At 43.2% G+C, this 16,812-nt stretch carries 18 protein-coding genes and 1 pseudogene; 8 read left to right on the top strand and 11 right to left on the bottom strand.

The features are described from left to right. Nucleotides 1-593: 593 nt before the first annotated feature. Nucleotides 594-1,031: a spore coat protein gene (locus tag TY16_RS12450; RefSeq protein ID WP_043932243.1), complete on the top strand. Its 438-nt coding sequence runs from the start codon at nucleotides 594-596 to the stop codon at nucleotides 1,029-1,031. A 156-nt stretch (nucleotides 1,032-1,187) separates the two neighbouring features. Further along, a complete protein-coding gene (locus TY16_RS12455; protein ID WP_043932244.1) occupies nucleotides 1,188-1,430 on the top strand; it encodes a hypothetical protein in 243 nt (80 codons plus the stop codon). Between the two features lie 99 nt (nucleotides 1,431-1,529). On the opposite strand, the pseudogene TY16_RS25690 reads toward TY16_RS12455, so the two are convergent. From TY16_RS25690 to TY16_RS12485, 7 genes and pseudogenes are all read right to left on the bottom strand, one after another. Further along, nucleotides 1,530-1,661, bottom strand: a pseudogene (locus tag TY16_RS25690) (formate dehydrogenase accessory sulfurtransferase FdhD); the annotation flags it as partial. Next, nucleotides 1,622-1,801 (bottom strand): hypothetical protein, encoded by a 180-nt coding sequence (locus tag TY16_RS26225; protein ID WP_043932245.1) that lies wholly within the window; start codon nucleotides 1,799-1,801, stop codon nucleotides 1,622-1,624. The pseudogene TY16_RS25690 and the gene TY16_RS26225, both read right to left, overlap by 40 nt. 98 nt (nucleotides 1,802-1,899) lie before the next feature. Further along, nucleotides 1,900-2,439 carry a DUF1641 domain-containing protein gene (locus TY16_RS12465; protein WP_043932246.1) on the bottom strand — a complete coding sequence of 180 codons (540 nt, stop codon included), beginning with the start codon at nucleotides 2,437-2,439 and terminating at the stop codon, nucleotides 1,900-1,902. Then, nucleotides 2,432-5,389 (bottom strand): formate dehydrogenase subunit alpha, encoded by a 2,958-nt coding sequence (gene fdhF / locus TY16_RS12470; RefSeq protein WP_155922236.1) that lies wholly within the window; start codon nucleotides 5,387-5,389, stop codon nucleotides 2,432-2,434. Before fdhF ends, TY16_RS12465 begins: the two co-directional genes overlap by 8 nt. 419 nt (nucleotides 5,390-5,808) lie before the next feature. Continuing rightward, nucleotides 5,809-6,303, bottom strand: coding sequence for a spore coat protein (locus TY16_RS12475; RefSeq protein ID WP_043932248.1), 495 nt, complete (start codon nucleotides 6,301-6,303; stop codon nucleotides 5,809-5,811). Nucleotides 6,304-6,396: 93 nt separating this feature from the next. Beyond that, nucleotides 6,397-7,698: a trans-sulfuration enzyme family protein gene (locus TY16_RS12480; RefSeq protein ID WP_231505606.1), complete on the bottom strand. Its 1,302-nt coding sequence runs from the start codon at nucleotides 7,696-7,698 to the stop codon at nucleotides 6,397-6,399. A gap of 48 nt (nucleotides 7,699-7,746) precedes the next feature. After that, the gene (locus tag TY16_RS12485; protein WP_043932249.1) at nucleotides 7,747-7,947 is read right to left on the bottom strand and encodes a cold-shock protein; all 201 of its coding nucleotides are present in this window, start codon (nucleotides 7,945-7,947) and stop codon (nucleotides 7,747-7,749) included. A gap of 944 nt (nucleotides 7,948-8,891) precedes the next feature. Between TY16_RS12485 and TY16_RS12490 the strand changes: the two genes are divergently transcribed. After that, entirely contained in the window at nucleotides 8,892-10,055 is a 1,164-nt protein-coding gene (locus TY16_RS12490) for an FtsW/RodA/SpoVE family cell cycle protein (protein WP_043932250.1), read from the top strand. Between the two features lie 69 nt (nucleotides 10,056-10,124). Here the strand turns inward: TY16_RS12490 and TY16_RS12495 are convergent, their stop codons facing one another. From TY16_RS12495 to TY16_RS12505, 3 genes are all read right to left on the bottom strand, one after another. Then, entirely contained in the window at nucleotides 10,125-10,316 is a 192-nt protein-coding gene (locus TY16_RS12495; RefSeq protein WP_043932251.1) for a hypothetical protein, read from the bottom strand. 11 nt (nucleotides 10,317-10,327) lie between these two features. Beyond that, a complete protein-coding gene (locus TY16_RS12500; RefSeq protein WP_043932252.1) occupies nucleotides 10,328-11,548 on the bottom strand; it encodes a helix-turn-helix domain-containing protein in 1,221 nt (406 codons plus the stop codon). Between the two features lie 185 nt (nucleotides 11,549-11,733). Continuing rightward, nucleotides 11,734-12,984, bottom strand: coding sequence for a S8 family peptidase (locus TY16_RS12505; protein ID WP_043932253.1), 1,251 nt, complete (start codon nucleotides 12,982-12,984; stop codon nucleotides 11,734-11,736). A gap of 214 nt (nucleotides 12,985-13,198) precedes the next feature. Here TY16_RS12505 and TY16_RS12510 point away from each other — a divergent pair, with 214 nt between their 5' ends. The 4 genes from TY16_RS12510 to TY16_RS12530 all read left to right on the top strand — a co-directional run bounded on the left by TY16_RS12510 (nucleotide 13,199) and on the right by TY16_RS12530 (nucleotide 16,207). Beyond that, the gene (locus tag TY16_RS12510; RefSeq protein WP_043932254.1) at nucleotides 13,199-13,444 is read left to right on the top strand and encodes a hypothetical protein; all 246 of its coding nucleotides are present in this window, start codon (nucleotides 13,199-13,201) and stop codon (nucleotides 13,442-13,444) included. A gap of 463 nt (nucleotides 13,445-13,907) precedes the next feature. Continuing rightward, nucleotides 13,908-14,396, top strand: coding sequence for an HIT family protein (locus TY16_RS12520; protein WP_043932256.1), 489 nt, complete (start codon nucleotides 13,908-13,910; stop codon nucleotides 14,394-14,396). Between the two features lie 124 nt (nucleotides 14,397-14,520). Continuing rightward, complete coding sequence (locus TY16_RS12525; protein ID WP_231505607.1) at nucleotides 14,521-15,090, top strand: sigma-70 family RNA polymerase sigma factor; 570 nt, start codon at nucleotides 14,521-14,523, stop codon at nucleotides 15,088-15,090. Then, on the top strand, nucleotides 15,077-16,207 hold the full coding sequence (locus TY16_RS12530; protein ID WP_043932258.1) for a hypothetical protein: 1,131 nt from the start codon (nucleotides 15,077-15,079) through the stop codon (nucleotides 16,205-16,207). Before TY16_RS12525 ends, TY16_RS12530 begins: the two co-directional genes overlap by 14 nt. Before the next feature lie 45 nt (nucleotides 16,208-16,252). On the opposite strand, the gene TY16_RS26230 is transcribed toward TY16_RS12530, so the two are convergent. Further along, nucleotides 16,253-16,405, bottom strand: a complete 153-nt coding sequence (locus TY16_RS26230; RefSeq protein ID WP_155922237.1) for a hypothetical protein — start codon at nucleotides 16,403-16,405, stop codon at nucleotides 16,253-16,255. A 134-nt stretch (nucleotides 16,406-16,539) separates the two neighbouring features. Between TY16_RS26230 and TY16_RS12535 the strand changes: the two genes are divergently transcribed. After that, nucleotides 16,540-16,740 carry a YozQ family protein gene (locus TY16_RS12535; RefSeq protein ID WP_043932259.1) on the top strand — a complete coding sequence of 67 codons (201 nt, stop codon included), beginning with the start codon at nucleotides 16,540-16,542 and terminating at the stop codon, nucleotides 16,738-16,740. Nucleotides 16,741-16,812: the final 72 nt, after the last annotated feature.

The raw sequence follows: 16,812 nt of genomic DNA on the forward strand, positions 1-16,812 counted from the left end.
AGGAAACACGATGAGCGCAAGCAAATCGATGTTGACTTATCGTAACGAGGGGACCGAAGTACACTAGGCGCTAGGCGCTCCTCATTACGCTATCGCGTCATTTCGTGCGATACAATTTCGGGGAAGCTTTCCTTGTGGAGCTAGACAGAACAAAAGCGGAAGCGCCTTGATCAGCGCGGTATGGAATCCTCGAAAATCCTCATTACACTATCGCGTAATTTCGTGCGATGTATTTCGGGGGTGCTTTCCTTGTGCTATCACTTTTTCTTCGTGCGATGTTGATGCTGCCGAAGCCTTCCTTGTGGGGGGCCTCGAAGGAGATCAATGAACCTACCATCAGTGCTTTTTGCTGATGGTATTTGTGTTAGGGGAAAGGTAGCGAATAATGCCAGTAACGCATCGAAGTACTGGTTTGAAAACGAAGTTTGTGTCAGACTGACTAATGATTTTGAGATAAAGGAGCCATGTGAACCTTTACATTTACTTTTGTTGTAAAGGATTCCTTCAAATTAGGTACTTGCCTTAGTACAATAGCACACCTACTCTCATACGCTAATACTGTAACAAAAAACCTAATGAGAGGGGAAATTAGAATGTTTTGTCCAAGACCAACGCAGGTATTGCCTGCAATCGTCCATCCTACAAAGTGCTGCTATACTCATTCTTACAATAACGTTCTGCAGCCGCATGTGCATCCAACTCATACGACACATGTAAACCATACAAATATCCAGAATGCACATTTCTTCCCGCAGTCACAGTCCTTCCAGAACGTGACATCAATGTCAGACATCGGCCCTCAGCCTGGCCTTCCGCCTGGTCCTTCCGTTGCTGGTGCTTATGCTCCCGGACCTGGAATGGCTCCAGGAATGGCTCCTGGCATGATGCCTGGTATGATGGGACCTGGTATGATGGGACCTGGCACTGGCGTAGCCGGTGCTTATCAGCCTGGACCAGGAATGGGACCAGGAACAGGTGTAGCCGGCGCGTATTCCGGCAAGCATATGGGCAAAGGCTGCGGCTGCCGTTAAGGCTTGCTTTAGCACGGGGCAGGGAAATCCTGCCCCTTTTGCTTTTTAGTATTTGTACTTCATACATGTACACTCTTCCTCATTTTTTGACCTAGAGTTTTTCCGGTTTAATCTTACTTTCAAGCGGGAATACGGGGAAAAAGAAGGAGACATTATATGAAATTTTCCATATATAAAGCCAAGCAGAAACACACTTCTTCTATCAGCTTGTTTGGAACAATCGAGGCCTCATCTATAGAAGTTGCTTCAGACCTTCTTTTTAAAAAACTGCGGAGCCACTCTCACCCAAAAGACGGGGATATCTTCCTGATTGTCCAGGATAACGGGAAACCTCTTCCAGATAACCTTGTAAAAGATGGCACCCGTTTCAGGCTCCTCCATTATCGCGAAATTGACTAGAATCCCATCCAGAAGGGTTATGGATGGGATTTTAAATTTTTATTGCTAATTTTTTCAAAAAAATTGCCCCTGGCCGTTTTCGGACAGAGGCTGATTTGATTAGGAAATAATACGTTCCGGGTGGGTATACACATTCATGGAGCCATTTCTTATAAATCCGATGGTGGTAATGCCAAGCTGTTCAGCAAGCTTTAGTGCAAGTTCTGTAGGCGCGGATTTAGAAAGCACAATAGGCTGCACACCATCGTGACAAATTCTTGGCCATTGACCTTAATGGTGACGGTGTATTCGGTAACAATTGTATCCTCAAGGATCATGGGCCCGTCTTCACTGAACCGGATGATTTCCCGCTTGACCTCGACTGGTTCCATTACGGCCTCCCCCTTGTTTTTTAAAAAACTGTTTTAAGTTTTAATAAGGACTGTTGGTTCTGCAGCAAATCTAGTAGATATATCGCTGCCTGCATCTATCAGCCTTTGTTTGCCATCGAATGTAATTCCTGTTCCTCCGGAAGCTGAGTGTTTCGTTCAAGCTTTGTGGTATCTTCACCCATCCCCTTCAGGAACTCGAACAATAGGGAGACAGCGTTGTTGACTTCAGGATCCTTCAGTGACCGGACAATGTCGAAATAGCCGATTTCTTCCTGGTTGTCCCGATTGGCAGCAACACGGGCAATTCCGGAATTCAGTTTTAGAAGAAGAGGTTCGAGCTGCTTAACGTTTAATGTACCAAGCACTCCCACCATCAGCAGGAGGTTTTTCAACGTGTTCGTCGCCTCCGGCTTGTCTGCTGACTTAACAAAAATATTTAAAACTTTATCACCCTGTCCAAAGAGGGCGGAGGCGAGGCTAAGGACACCTCGCTCCTTCATATGGCCAAGTACCTGAAGGGTTTCGAGAATGGCATCCTTATTTGTTAATAGAGCATCCTCGACTTCCCTTAGATCTTGCTGACGCTTTTGCTCTTCAGTAAGTTCAATTCGCTCAATTTTCGTAATTGGCTTAGCCATGGTGTCTCTGCCCCTTTCTAAAGGCATCGCCTGGGAAGACGTAATCTGGGCGTGCCCATTTTTTCTGGACTTGAACTCCGATTTGCGGCTGTGGGCTTCCATTTCGATGATTTATAGACGGCAACGGATTACTTCCTCCCGTTTGCAGGATTTCAAGTTTCGCCATTGTTTCTTTATAGGCAGGTGTATCCGTTACATAGTCTGCATGGCTGCTAGTCAAAAGGTTAATAGCTGCATCGCCCGTATCATTCATTGGCAGATAAACCTCTTTCCCCTTTACTCTGTCGGTAATGACACATTTGACTTTGACATTTCCATATGGTGAGGTAAGCCTGACCAATGTTCCGTCCTGAATGCCTCTTTCCTCGGCAAGCTCTGGAGATACCTCCAGGAAAACGCTAGGGGTTTTAGACGTAATGCCCTTTGACCTGTACGTGAGGTTTCCTTCATGGAAGTGCTCCAACAAGCGTCCGTTATTGACATGGATGTCATATTCCTCTCCGAATTCAATTGGCACTGACCATTTCACCGGGAAAAGCCTTGCTCTTCCATCAGGGAATGGGAATGATTCTGTATAAAGGAGAGGCGTATCTGTTCCATCCGGAGCAACGGGCCATTGAAGACTTTTGTATCCTTCAAGTCTTTCATACGTAACTCCAGCGTAAAGTGGAGTTAACATTGCAATCTCATTCATAATTTCAGACGGATGAGTGTAATTCCAGTTTGCCCCAAGGCGGTTTGCAACTAGCTGTATTATCTCCCAGTCAGGCTTGGATTCTCCCAGCGGTTCAAGTACTTTGTATAGGCGCTGTATCCGGCGTTCAGTATTGGTAAATGTACCTTCCTTTTCAAAACTAGGGCTTGCCGGGAGCACAACATCCGCAAATTGGGCTGTCCTGCTGAAGAAAACATCTTGGACAACGAAGAAGTCGAGCTTTTCAAAAGCTGCATGAACGTGGTTGATATTAGAGTCTACCAGTCCCATTTCTTCACCTTTAATGTACATGGCTTTTACTTCACCATGGTGGATTGCTTCAATCATGTCATGGTTATTGATACCTGCGTTTGGATTAAGTTTAACTCCCCAGGCTTTTTCAAACTTTGCACGGACATGTTGATCGTCTACCTGCTGATAGCCAGGGTAAACGTTTGGAGCGGCTCCCATATCGCCTGCGCCCTGTACATTATTATGGCCGCGGAGAGGATAAGCGCCGGCACCTGGTTTCATATAATTGCCTGTCACTAGCAGAAGGTTGGAAATGGCAGTACTAGTATCACTTCCGCCAACATGCTGGGTAACACCCATAGCCCAGAGGATGCAAGCTGTTTTTGCCTCAGCAAACATTCCAGCAACTTGAATTAACGTTTCCTTTGGAACTCCGGTTACTTCTTCAGCATAGCCGAGGGTATAAGGCTTTAAGCTTTCGTAAAATTCCTGGACATTATTGACGTGATTTTTCAAAAACTCCTCGTCTGCCCAGTCCATATCAAAAATATATTTAGTTACCGCCGACAGCCATACAAGGTCTGTTCCGGCTTTTGGCCTAAAAAAAAGATCTGCCCTGTCAGCCATTTCATGTTTACGAAGATCGGCAACTATCAATTTCTGGCCCTTCAGTTTGTGGGCACGCTTTACTCTTGTCGAAAGTACAGGATGTGCCTCGGATGTATTTGACCCCACGATAAGAACCAGCTCAGACATGCCTATATCAGTAATGGAGCCTGCATCACCGCCATATCCGACTGTTCTGAATAATCCTGCTGTTGCAGGAGTTTGGCAATAACGCGAACAGTTATCAACGTTATTGGTACCAATAACTTGCCTTGCAAGCTTTTGCATAACGTATGATTCTTCATTCGTACACTTAGATGAAGTAATGAATCCCATACTATCAGGTCCAAATTCATTCCTGATTTCAGTGAATTTCTTTGCTATCAAATTAAGAGCCTCGTCCCACTCTGCCTCGCGGAACGTTTCTCCTTCCCGGATTAATGGCTTTGTCAGGCGATCCTCGCTATTGACGAAATCCCAGCCGAATTTCCCTTTCACACACGTCGAGATTCCATTTGCCGGTGCTTCAACCTGCGGCTCAACCTTGAGGATTTTGCGGTCCTTCGTCCATACATCAAAGCTGCAGCCAACTCCGCAATATGTACAGACAGTTTTTGTCTTTTTAATACGTTCATCACGCATTACCGATTCCATATCGGAAATGGCCAGGATAGAACCATATCCTGTTTCAACACCTTTGGTTATTTCTATCATCGGCCTGAGCGTTTGCTTGGCAATTCCGGTCAGGAACCCCGCCTCGCCAACCATTCCTTTTTCCATCATTGCATTACAAGGGCAGACCGTCGAACAATGGCCGCAGGAAACGCATGAGGATTCGTTAATTGGCACATCATTATCCCATATGACGCGAGGGCGGTCGCGATCCCAGGCAATTCTCAGCGTCTCTGTGACTTGGACATCCTGGCATGCTTCAACACATCGTCCGCACAGAATGCACTGGTCAGGATCATAGCGGTAAAAGGGATGGGAATTATCCTCTTCATACGGTTTTTGGTCCAACCGAATACTCTGATGGTTAATTTTCATTTCTTTTACAGTATTATGGATTTCACACCCGCCGTTGTTATAGTCACAAACCGTACAATACAACTCATGATTAGAAAGAATATTGTCCATCGCCATTGTCTGGGCCTTTTTTACATCCGGGGCTACCGTATTGATGACATCACCCTTATTTATAGGTGTGGAACATGAACGGACCAATTCACCGTTTACTTCGACAATACACGTATCACATGTCTCAATTGCACCCAGGCTCGGATGGTAACATACTTGCGGGATGTCTATTGAACTGGTATTCAAAAAGTCCAGCACCGACTGCCCACCTTCAGCCTCAGCACTTACCCCGTTTATGTTCACTCTTATCTTTTCTTGCAAGCCAATCCCACCCTTTCCCATATGTAAATCAACTAATGCATTGTTCAGGCAGCAGGTTCCTCAGTCCTGCTGATTGATAAGGAAACCAATTTGGGTAAATTACTCTCTTTCTACCACTACCCTTTCTGGTTTAAAACTAAAACAATATGATTTTTAGGTTATGTACTGACCTGGATTAGTTTGGGGTTTGATTTGGATAGATTACTTTCAGTGACCGTACGAGTATGTTAGATGGGGATAGAGAAGCTAGATGATTACTATGTGGCCGAAGCGAGTCACTGATTTGGAAACAGCGACCGAACCATTGCCTCATCGTGAAAAAGATATCTGAGGGGTATATATTAGGGACCATTCAAATCGGATGATGAAATTATAAAGCAGCCTGGCATATTAGACAGGCTGCTTGGTAACCTATGTTCTTATTGCATACCAATCGCTTTCCTTGCCAGAGTCACATCGTTTTGGAGCAGCCTGCCAAGATCGTAGGAAGGATACAAACCTTTAGAATACATATAGTTATAAATCCGCTCATGGCCTTTGACAGCTTTTATCATATGGTTTTGGAATGTGCGCCTCAGCTGGGGAGTTGCAACTTCGGTAATGGCAATTCCATAATTCCTGACCAATGTTTTGGACATTGCGAGGAGGTCGCCAGCATAAAAAGTTGTATCCTCTCTCAAATCATCCTCATCCCGGCCGCCATAACCTGGGGCGGAAGGATAATACTGAAGCAGCTCAGTCAGGTTTTCTTCAAGGTCACGGATAGTTCGGCGATAAATCTCGCGTAGTTCTGCATCTGCGATCTTTTTTATGCCTATTTTCATTTTCATAACTCCAATGGACTGGAAGGCTACAAGTTCGTGCATCTCAAGTGTTTCATGCCAGGCAAGTGTCCTGCGTTCTTCTTCATTCATCTCTCATACCTCCGTTTTCTAAAACATCACTTTACGATATTCCAGAGGCAGGAGATTGGTTAAATGTCCCAATCATTTTTTCGGAGCGATTTATTAACCTAGCGCTTGTTCGAGGTCTTCAATGATCCTCTCGCAGCTTCCCAGGCCAACCGCCAAACGAATCGTGCCTGGATTAATCCGCTCATTAACTAGCTGTTGTTCATTTTGCCCGGTATTGGGAGAGAGAGCCAGGCTTTCAAATGATCCCCAGGATACACCGATTTTAACATTCTTAAAATTGTCCAGGACGCGTTTTACCCCTTGATAGCCTCCCTCCACCTCAAAGCCCATCAGTCCGCTATACCCGGTAAAATATTTTTCTCCACGTTTATATTCCGGATGGGAAGACAGCCCCGGATAATGGACAGTCTGGACTTTTGGGTGCTGTTCAAGATAGGCTGCTACTTTCATTGCATTTTTTTGATGTTCCAACATCCTGTATGGAAAAGATCGTAATCCCCTTAGCAGCAAGGTTGCTTCATACGGCGATAATGTACTACCAAGCAGGAGAAATTCTTTTTGAAAAAGAGTATCGATAATGCTTTTGCTAGCAATGGCAGCACCGCCTATTAGATCGCTGTGACCACCGAGATATTTGGAGAGCGAATGGACAACAATATCGACACCGTGTAAAAGAGGTTTTTGAAATAGCGGAGTAGCCCATGTATTATCAATGATGGTCCGAATGCCACGGGCCCTCGCCAGTGAGGTAATGCCATTTAGGTCCGCAATTCGGAAAGTCATATAGGATGGACTCTCCATAAATATAACCGTTGTATTGGGCTGGATATAGGCTTCTATCGAATCTGCGTCGGTTTCATAGCAGACTGAGTAACTAATCCCGAATTTAGCCAAATATTTTATTAGGTCCATTGACGAGAAATACAAATTACTTACACAAAGAATATGGTCACCGCTTTTGACAGAATGAAGGAGTGCGGCACTAATTGCGGCCATCCCCGAAGAAAAACAGCGACACTTTTCTCCTCTCTCGAGAGCTGCCATCTTAAGTTCGGCAGTTTCGACAGTAGGGTTCGTACCTCTTGTATACACATAGTTGCCCTGCTCATTCAGAACGGCTTCTGAAAGTTTATCCGTAGTATCATAAACAAATAAAGTGCCTCCAAAAGTGGGGGGCACAACAGCCCCGCCAAATTCCTTGCGTCTATCCCCCAATTCCAGACAGATTTCCAAATCGCGGGTCCATTGCTCATCCATAATCCAATCCATCCTTATCCAATTTTCATTAGCTTTTGCATAAAGTGAAACTTCAATCAGTGGATGGTTTTTCCACCGATTATAAGTTGAACCAATCGGACCTTTAGGGAAGTAGAAGAAAAATAGAAAAAACGGCAAAAAAACAGGCTCCCCAGAGGGAGCCTGTTTGTATGGAGCAAAAACTAATTAGTTTTTGCGAACGTTTGCTGCTTGAGGTCCGCGAGCGCCTTGCTCAACGTCAAAAGTTACTTCTTGGCCTTCTTCAAGAGTTTTGAAGCCTTCGCCTTGGATAGCTGAGAAGTGAACGAATACATCGTCTCCGCCTTCGCGTTCGATGAAACCGAAGCCCTTTTCTGCATTAAACCATTTAACTTTACCGTTTTCCATGTTTGTTGCCTCCTCGTGTGGTTCGCACACAATTGTATTACTATTCTTGCTCAAACGTATCCAGGCGATGTCGCATGTTACCGAACAAAAATAATTCTTGATAAGAATAACATGGATAAATAAAAAAGGCAAGTCTTGGGGGTAAAAGAATTCATCCTAATTTTGCCATAATCGAAAAAAAGCTTGTCCCTTAAATGTTTAAGACGTTAAAAATTCTTTCCTTCATCACGTGTCTGACATTCTTACACCCAGTTTAGTCCAAATGTATCTTCTTCATGATAACAGTCGAGGAAAAACGGTGCCCAAGACTTGCTGCCGTAGTAGTCTGATTCTTCCCGGTATAGAAGCCTGCCCTAATACAGTTTCAACGAAGCTCGGGATTTTAATGTAATTAACTTCATGTTAATGCTGCTTAATTATGATATCTTTCTTACCAATTGCACGATAACCTCCTGTATAATATATAGGGACTTCCAGGGATCTGTTCAACCACAGCGGGATACATTGAAACTTTTATTAAATTTCCTGCCCCAAAAAGTACCTCTGCACACAAAATAAGGTACACTAATTAAGTGGCATCCTTACACTAATTTTTTTTACCTGAAGCCTTAGGGAAAAATATATTCATCCTCGGGCATTCTGGAACCAAATGTGTTTCATAGCCTTAGGGGTCGGTTTAAAGCTAGATTGCGAGAGTCTAAGAGAAGTCGTTTTTTGACTTCACCTGAAGGTATGGCAGGCCTCGAGCAATTGAAAACTGCTTGTCCCTGCAAGGATTTACTCTTGGATTTTCTCTTAGTCATATGGAATTCAACAGAGCTGTTTAATATTGCCTTTTTTTAATAACACTTGAAAACAAAAATGCTAAAGATATTTTTACATATCCTTAGTGAATAAAATCTGTTAGCTGCCTTACGAAATATTAGAGTAATCGGAGAATGTAAATGGATAAATCACAACGAAGTTACTTTGATGTCACTTTAGTGTTCATCATATTCCTATTTATGATTATAAGCTGTATTTCTATATACAGTGCACAAAAGTATTCACCCTATGATGTCAACTTTGCACTCAGGCAGGTTGTCTGGTTTTTTGTAGCAATAGGCTTTTCATCCTTTGTCTACCTGTTTGATTTTGAACAGATTAAGAGGATTTCACCTTATATTTACGGGTTTGGCGTTTTGCTCCTGCTCGTGCTGTTTCTTGCTCCGGAATCCATTGCTCCAGAGACGAAGGGCGCCAAAGCATGGTTTGAGATTCCTGGCTTTGGATCACTGCAGCCTTCCGAATTTATGAAGGTATTTCTGATCATTTTCCTGGCCAGGGTTATTGTGAACCATAATGAAGTCCACTTAAATAGGACGTTGCAAACCGACTTTCTTCTGCTTTGTAAAATTGGCCTGACTGCCGCCTTTCCGCTCGGTTTTATCCTTTTACAGCCCGATGCGGGAACTGCTATGGCAATGACTGCAATTGTCATAGGGATGACCTTTATTTCGGGGATTAACTGGAGAATTATCGCGACACTTGGATTGATTGCTGCTGCTGTACTCGGAGGGCTTGTGTATATGTATATAACCAACCCGGATTGGTTCCTGAATTTCATGGACCAGTATCAGCTCAACAGGATTCATTCCTGGCTGGAACCATTTGAGGACCGCGGAAATACTTCATACCAGCTGGCAAATTCGATTCTGGCTATCGGCTCCGGGACAATGTACGGCAAAGGCTTTAACTTGGCCCAGGTTAATGTACCAGAAGCTCATTCCGATTTTATTTTTACGATTATCGGAGAGGAATTTGGATTCTTCGGTGCAAGCATTGTCATATCCTTGTATTTTATGCTGATTTATCGAATTATCGTCATCGCCCTCCAGAACAAGGGTTATTATGAAAGTCTTATTGCAACTGGCGTCATTTCAGTACTCACTTTTCATATTTTTGAAAATATCGGAATGGTTATCGGACTTGTACCAATTACAGGTATCCCACTGCCGCTATTGAGCTACGGCGGAAGTTCTCTTCTTGGAACCATGCTTTCACTGGCGCTTGTCCTGAACATTTCCGCTAAAACGAAGAAATACATGTTTGGGGAAAATAGTGACTGATTTTGATTCCATTACAAAAGGCGCACTCCTTAATGGATGCGCCTTTCGCTGTATTCGGTTTTCTAGAGTTTATAGCGGTGGGTGAATTGGATGCGCAGTCGTATAACTCTCTACAGAAAGCGGTGGGTGGATCGGATGCGCTGCGGCTGTATCCTCGATCGTTAACGGCGGGTGAATTGGGTGTGCTGATGCAGGTGCAGCACCTACTGCGAATAAACCAAGGGCAAATGCCGAACTAAGGATGATAATTGCTTTTTTCATTGTACTCCTCCTCAATTAATTTTATTTAAATAAATGACTGCCTGTTCGAACTTGCCCCCCTGGGTGTAATGTTCGGCAAGCAATTTATAGAAATGGGCAAGATCATCTTTGTGCTCTTTCCCATCTTCCAACAAAGGAATAACTTTTGCCTGTAAATACTCGTATGCTTTTGGCTCGGAGGAATCCAGCATCAGGTAGAAAGACGCAAGATTCTTGTATTTTTTACTGCCCAGCTCGTTCGCTAGGGCAAGGACATCCTCGAAGTATGCCTTTGCTACTTCGGTTTCGAATATAGAATGCTTCGTCTCACCAATGGTATACAGAGTGACAAGGTAATCTATCCCTTTTTCCTTTTTCATGGACAGGCTTTTTTCGAAAAAGTGGATTGCTTGATTTGGCTTTTGCATTTTTTTCTGCAAGAAACCCATATTGTGATAAATCATTGGCAGCAATGCCTGCTCGTTCAAAAGCTCAGCATTGCGGATTAAATGCACAAAGCATGACGACGCTTCTTCATAAATTTTGGAGTGGGTGTAGTTGATGCCAAGCAGCATTAGTACATGAAGGATTCGCCTGAAATTATGCTGCTCCATAAAATGCTGAAGGGCTTTTTTACCAAAGTGGATGGCATGGCCTGGCTCCAGCATGTGGCTCTTGGCAAATGCCCGGTGATAAAGGAACTCACCGATACTCAAATTTCCCATAAATTGGCCGTCCAGTCTTTCCAGGATAAGATCGGCTTGATGGTACTTTGCCTTGGACATTAAATGAATGCTGATAAAATAATCAAAAAGGTTTCTCTCCTGCCGGGAAAAATTATTCGACTGCTTCCTAAGCAAATCATTCTGGCTTTCTGCATCGCTTGCATACCCCTTAAACAAAAGATATCTATATTTATAGAGTTCATATGTATACATATACGATGAGAAATGAATGAGACTGCCTAAACCTGATAGTCTTTCAAATAGTAAGTCGGCTTCGGTCCGAATTTGGAAATTCATCGCTGCATCAAAATCCTCTAGCAGCTGCTTGATCTCCCCATCTTTTCCTTCAATATCCTCGACCTCTATTCCCAGCCTTTCAAGCAGGAGTGCAATGGTTTCCCTATTCCCTTCCTTGGAGTTGTGCTCAATCTTACTGAGATGAGGAATGGAGCATATTCCTTCTGCAAGCTCCTTTTGCGTCATCCCCCTTTGAGTCCTGTAGTACTTAATTAACGGTCCTACTTCCATAAAACCTCACCAACTGTTTTCTTTTTACTCTATCATAAATAAGTAAAATGAAACGAGATTATTCTTAATAATTCGAATTTTATTTTACTATAATACCAGTAAATACCCAAAACCATCCAGCAATAAGGCCGGATGGCATGGGATTCAATCGTGTTGTGTCGTATAGTGGATTTGATGTGTACCCCTTATTTTACGCGCGGGAATCCAAAGCCTGATGCATAGTCATCGCCTGTAGCAGCACCTGTACCACCTTTAATGTCGTATAATTTTGCGCGATTTTGAAGCTCAGTACGAAGCTGGACATTGGAGAGTGATTTGTTTTCAGCCCAGATTTTCGCTGCAAGCCCAGAAATATGAGGGGTTGCCATTGAAGTGCCGCTCATAGTTGTGTATCCACCACTTGTAGCAGTCGAATATACTGCCCCACCCGGTGCAGAAAGTTCAACATCGCGTTCCTGGATTACATAATCTCCATCTGTATTTGGGTTGCCCCTTGATGAGAAGTCGGATACTTTATGCGTTCCATTTACAAACGTGTTATCTAGGGATGCAACAGCTATTGCATTTACCAATGCGCCAGGGTAGCCAATTGTATTGGCGCTAGGACCGCTGTTTCCTGCCGCAGCCACCACAAGGACTCCTTTTCCGTAAGCATAATCAACAGCACTTGCAATCAGTGAATCTTTAGAGCTTGATCCAAGTGACATGGAAACAACTGTCTTTGCACCAGAGCTACTCGCTTGATCAGCTGCATGACGGATTGCTGCAGCAATATCATCGGAATAGCCTGATCCACGGTCGTTCAGGACTTTGTAAGCCCAAAGCTCTGCTTGAGGAGCAACACCATAAATTCCGGTTCCGTTTCCTCCGTTAGCAAGGACTGTTCCGGAAACATGAGTTCCATGGCCATTTTTATCGTTACACACTCCATTAACAAGTGGAGATGTGCGCTGTGTGAAGTCCTTACACTGCTCAACATTTGCAACGAGGTCAGTGTGCGCCTTGTTTACGCCTGTATCCAGGACAGCTACCTTGATACCATCGCCGCCGAATGTAGATTGAATAGTAGAATCATTATAAATGGCTTCAATTCCCCATGGTGTTTGGTCAGTTGGCGCAGCTTGAGTTGTCACATCCCCTGGTTTTGCATCGAGGGTAACTTCCTCAACCAAGCTTACATTAAGATTTTTATTTTTCAATAAAGCCTTATATTGGCTTTCATTGACTGTCGTAGTGAATCCTTGAACGCCAAAATCGTGGCGCTTTCCATAGTTTTGCTTTGCCGTTGCTTTTTCTGAACTGCTTCCATTAATCAATACCCGGTAGGAATCCTTCGCTGCCTGTTCAGGTGCTTGCCCGAATGCAGCTGTAGCAAAAACGGAAACTCCCAATACTAAATTCAAAACAGCCGATCCTATTTTGGTTCTCTTCTTCATTTGCTTGCTCCTCTCGAGTCTGAAAATCTGCAGCAATGTGTGCTGCTTATTATTAGTATATTTAAACAATTCAGATACTAGCAATCTCAAACTCATCTTTGATTATTGGGAAAATTATCGCGTAAGAGCTCACAATTTATTCACTTCTTCTGCAAAAATTCTGCGCATAACTGCCTAGTAGAATATATTTATCACGTATTAGGAGGAGATAAAAATGAAAAAATTCGCGGTTACACTTTTCGGAGCGGCTATTTTATTAGGTGCAAGCTCGGCTGGTGCTTTAGCAGAGGAAACTGGTAAAGGAATTGATATAAACTTCGGGAAAATGAAAGAGCATATCCAGCAAATGCACCCTGAAATGAATGAAAAAGAGCTAAAGGAAATGTATAAAAACTGTCATGGAACTGGCGGTGCTGAAGCATCCAAAAACTTTAACATGATGGATTCAAACCACTTTTAAGTTGGGAAAAAAATAAAAAACAGGTCCCTAAAATTTTTGAGCCTGTTTTTTGAATTGGCCTTTGTGTATAAAATTACAAAATTTTGTATATTTTTCCGAAATAGTAATGAATGTTTATCTGTTAAATCTTGATTGATGGCCCAAGGCAATAACCCATAAGTTGTTTTCGGAACCCTCAAAACATGGTAACCTCGCGCAATCTTTTAGAACATCTCCTCCCGCCCACCTAATGTCAGTCCAACCCTCTTCCTCTCGATTCTCCCATTGCGAGAACTCGGAACTATTCCGAATTAAGCTAACCCCGCTACCCTTTTAAAGTTTTACCTTTAAGAACAAGGATACCGCCATTACTGCCACATTTATAAAGTGGTACATACCGTCTGCAAATTTTTACTTTTTTTGTATCCTTTTACCTATCCGAATGCTATTCTACAAGTTGAAAATAGGGATTGGAGTGAAAGTTATGAGAAAAATTACTCTGGCTAATGGAGAAACAGTGGAAGTACAATGCTTGAGCTGCGCCATAACAAGCGGGCTTATTGAACCTGAAGGCGGCACCGTAATCGAATCGGAATATTTCCATGCACACCAGGATGTTGCCTATCCAATCGAAGGGCTTGTCATTCTTGCATCAAAGCGCCATTTCTCCTGCCTGGATGAAATTTACGATGAGGAGGCCGCTGACCTGATAGGCATACTCAGGAAAATCCGGGCCGCACAGCGTGAAGCGCTTGGTATTGACTATGTTTATTATTTTTATAATGAAGACACAACCCACCATTTTCATATATGGATGGTTCCCCGCTACCCGTGGATGGAGGCGTTTGGCCGTTCTGTCGAATCTGTCCGCCCAGTCCTCCTCCATGCAAGACATAAACTTAACACTGAAGAAAACCGGAAGAATGTCCATGACGCCCTAAAAAAATTAAGGCGAAACTTGCAGGGAATCTAACAGGTTTAATGCTGAAGACCTTCTTAGCTGCGTTTCTTTTCCAACAATTTTTTTAAAAATGAAGCTTTTACTAAATTACCATCGTCTAAAGGGAAACAAGGAAGTCACATTAGGGGGATAGATGATGCCGAATGATTTAGCGGAAAGGCGGATTAATCAGGCGCACGATAATGAAGCAAAGCTGGAAGCGTTGATGGACGCCTACGGCGACAGTGTAAAAGGGTTGATTTACTCGTATGTTCGGGATTGGGGAATCGCCAGCGACCTCGTACAGGATGTGTTTGTTGCTGTTTATTTAAAATTAGACAGCTTTTCAGGCCGTTCGTCATATAAAACCTGGCTTTATGCAATTGCGATAAACCGTTCCAGGGACTATGTAAAGAGCTGGCATCATCGTCACATCTCTACTGCCGAAAAGATATTTTCTTTTTTGAAAGACAAAGGGCATACACCAGAGGAGGAGGCACTGACAAAGGATTCAAATCGTCAGCTTTTAAAGGCAGTCTGGTCACTTCCTCTAAAATACAGGGAAGTTCTTCTCCTTCACTACTACCAGGACCTCTCCATTGTAGAAATAAGTGAAACTCTAAATCTTTCACCCAGTACCGTGAAGACAAGGCTGTACCGGGCTCAGGATAAATTGAGGAAAACCTATACTCCGACTGAAAGAGGTGGCAATTGTGAATCAGTTTAGTGAGGAGCTGAAAAGTGCCATGCACGGAAGTGTTCCGGCAGAAGCGCGTTTAACCGATAATGAAAAAGAGCAAATCATGAACCGGATTCAGTCGCTAAAAGGAAAAAAGCCGCGAAGTAAGCGCGATATTCTACCTAAAGCACTGACAGCTATTGCAGCTGCAGGATTTATCTTTTTAGCTGGCGCTATTGCTGCAACCGAATCAGGATACTTGGAAGGCATAACGGGTTCCACACCAAATCCTCAGTCCAGCCGCCTCCCATTTTATGAACATATCGAGAAGGGTGATATCCTGAAGGGTTGGGAGCTTGTTAGAAAAACACCTAATTACGGGCAATCCGATTTAATCGGAGCAACGTTTGAAGGAGTTGCTGTATTGTCAGGTATCCTAATTTATCAAGATGAAAAAGGCGGCGAATTTGCCAACAAGATTGTTTTTATCCCTGATGCCCATTCTGCAAAGTTGCTGCCTACAGCCCACGGCGATGTTCGCGAGTTGGTCTTTAATGACATCGACATGAAAACTGTTGAGAAAATATATCAAATTAATCCTGGCAGTGTAGCGGAAAATGTGAAAATTGAAATCACTTCCTATACAGCCCTCCAGCATCGTGACAAAGATGTTGCAGATGTCATTAATTTCAGGCGTGAGGTTATGGAGGATGATCCATCCCGAACATATACCTCCAGAAAGATTTCTGTTGATTCGGCTGGCAGGATTATCCTAAATACAGAGTTAAATGCGATATACGAAAAGTATTCAACGAGCCATGATGATAAGTTACTTAATGGACTTGATCCATTCTCCGTATTCCTGTTATATTTCCATGCGGATGAAAAAGAAGACTATGCTGCGCAATATGCACTGTACAATAACAGTCCCGATGTGTATGCACCGTTTGCTTCACTCGAAGAATATATTAAGGAGTCGGAAAAGCAAAACAATGAGGACGTCATAGATTTATTAACTATTGTAAAAAGTTCCGGGGTGGTAAAAGAAGAGCTACGCGGTGATGGTACAGCAATCATCCACATTTCGGATTTTGATGGCCTGGGTTTTCAGCTTACAAAAACCAAGGAAGGTATCTGGAAAGTAAACTGGCTGCCCATTCAATAAGAACAGAGTTTTCGCCGCCGCTTTGATAGAGGCGGCGAATGTTTTTTACATTTCGGGCTCCTGTCCGTCTACTTCCTGTTTAACCATTTCCTCTTCTTCCTCAACCGTTATCCTGGTAATTGTGTCCTGAAGGCTATGAAATGCCTCATCGAGATTTCTTCTTGACGGCAATGGCAGCTCTTGTTCGTTTTCCTTCATGAAATCTCCTCCTTTTACTTTACTTTTCTCCAATATAGGTTATTAGAAACATGGTTGGGTATTAAAAATGAGTAAAGCATTTTTTTTTGCGAAAAATAACGTAGAAACGAGAACAGCTAGAAAGGATGAGTGAAATGAGCAAAGATAATAAAACTGACTCAACAAAAATTGCCGGAAAGATTTACGATGTCTCCGATTATCAAAAGGATAATGAATTATCCTCTGGTTTGGCCGAAACACATGAGCAAGCAATGGATAGCTATATGGAAGGTGAAATCGGCGGTAAAATCGAGCGCCCGGATGGCAGTGAAGAAGACCTGCCAAGGGGTAAATAAGAAATTTATCTTATACGAGAAAATAATTAGGCTTTCGATTTAAGTTATCTAAAAGATTATAGTTAAACTGTG

It is taken from the genome of Bacillus sp. EB01 (assembly GCF_000613125.1).
Taxonomy (GTDB): Bacteria; Bacillota; Bacilli; order Bacillales; family Cytobacillaceae; genus Bacillus_D.

Bases quoted from the DNA above. Each gene is read 5' to 3' on its own strand.
- TY16_RS12450 (WP_043932243.1), top strand. From the start codon at position 594: ATGTTTTGTCCAAGACCAACGCAGGTATTGCCTGCAATCGTCCATCCT.
- TY16_RS12455 (WP_043932244.1), top strand. From the start codon at position 1,188: ATGAAATTTTCCATATATAAAGCCAAGCAGAAACACACTTCTTCTATC.
- TY16_RS12520 (WP_043932256.1), top strand. From the start codon at position 13,908: ATGAGAAAAATTACTCTGGCTAATGGAGAAACAGTGGAAGTACAATGC.
- TY16_RS12490 (WP_043932250.1), top strand. From the start codon at position 8,892: ATGGATAAATCACAACGAAGTTACTTTGATGTCACTTTAGTGTTCATC.
- TY16_RS12495 (WP_043932251.1), bottom strand. From the start codon at position 10,316: ATGAAAAAAGCAATTATCATCCTTAGTTCGGCATTTGCCCTTGGTTTA.
- TY16_RS26225 (WP_043932245.1), bottom strand. From the start codon at position 1,801: ATGGAACCAGTCGAGGTCAAGCGGGAAATCATCCGGTTCAGTGAAGAC.
- TY16_RS26230 (WP_155922237.1), bottom strand. From the start codon at position 16,405: ATGAAGGAAAACGAACAAGAGCTGCCATTGCCGTCAAGAAGAAATCTC.
- TY16_RS12475 (WP_043932248.1), bottom strand. From the start codon at position 6,303: ATGAATGAAGAAGAACGCAGGACACTTGCCTGGCATGAAACACTTGAG.
- TY16_RS12505 (WP_043932253.1), bottom strand. From the start codon at position 12,984: ATGAAGAAGAGAACCAAAATAGGATCGGCTGTTTTGAATTTAGTATTG.
- TY16_RS12485 (WP_043932249.1), bottom strand. From the start codon at position 7,947: ATGGAAAACGGTAAAGTTAAATGGTTTAATGCAGAAAAGGGCTTCGGT.
- TY16_RS12465 (WP_043932246.1), bottom strand. From the start codon at position 2,439: ATGGCTAAGCCAATTACGAAAATTGAGCGAATTGAACTTACTGAAGAG.
- TY16_RS12535 (WP_043932259.1), top strand. From the start codon at position 16,540: ATGAGCAAAGATAATAAAACTGACTCAACAAAAATTGCCGGAAAGATT.
- TY16_RS12525 (WP_231505607.1), top strand. From the start codon at position 14,521: ATGCCGAATGATTTAGCGGAAAGGCGGATTAATCAGGCGCACGATAAT.
- TY16_RS12510 (WP_043932254.1), top strand. From the start codon at position 13,199: ATGAAAAAATTCGCGGTTACACTTTTCGGAGCGGCTATTTTATTAGGT.
- TY16_RS12500 (WP_043932252.1), bottom strand. From the start codon at position 11,548: ATGGAAGTAGGACCGTTAATTAAGTACTACAGGACTCAAAGGGGGATG.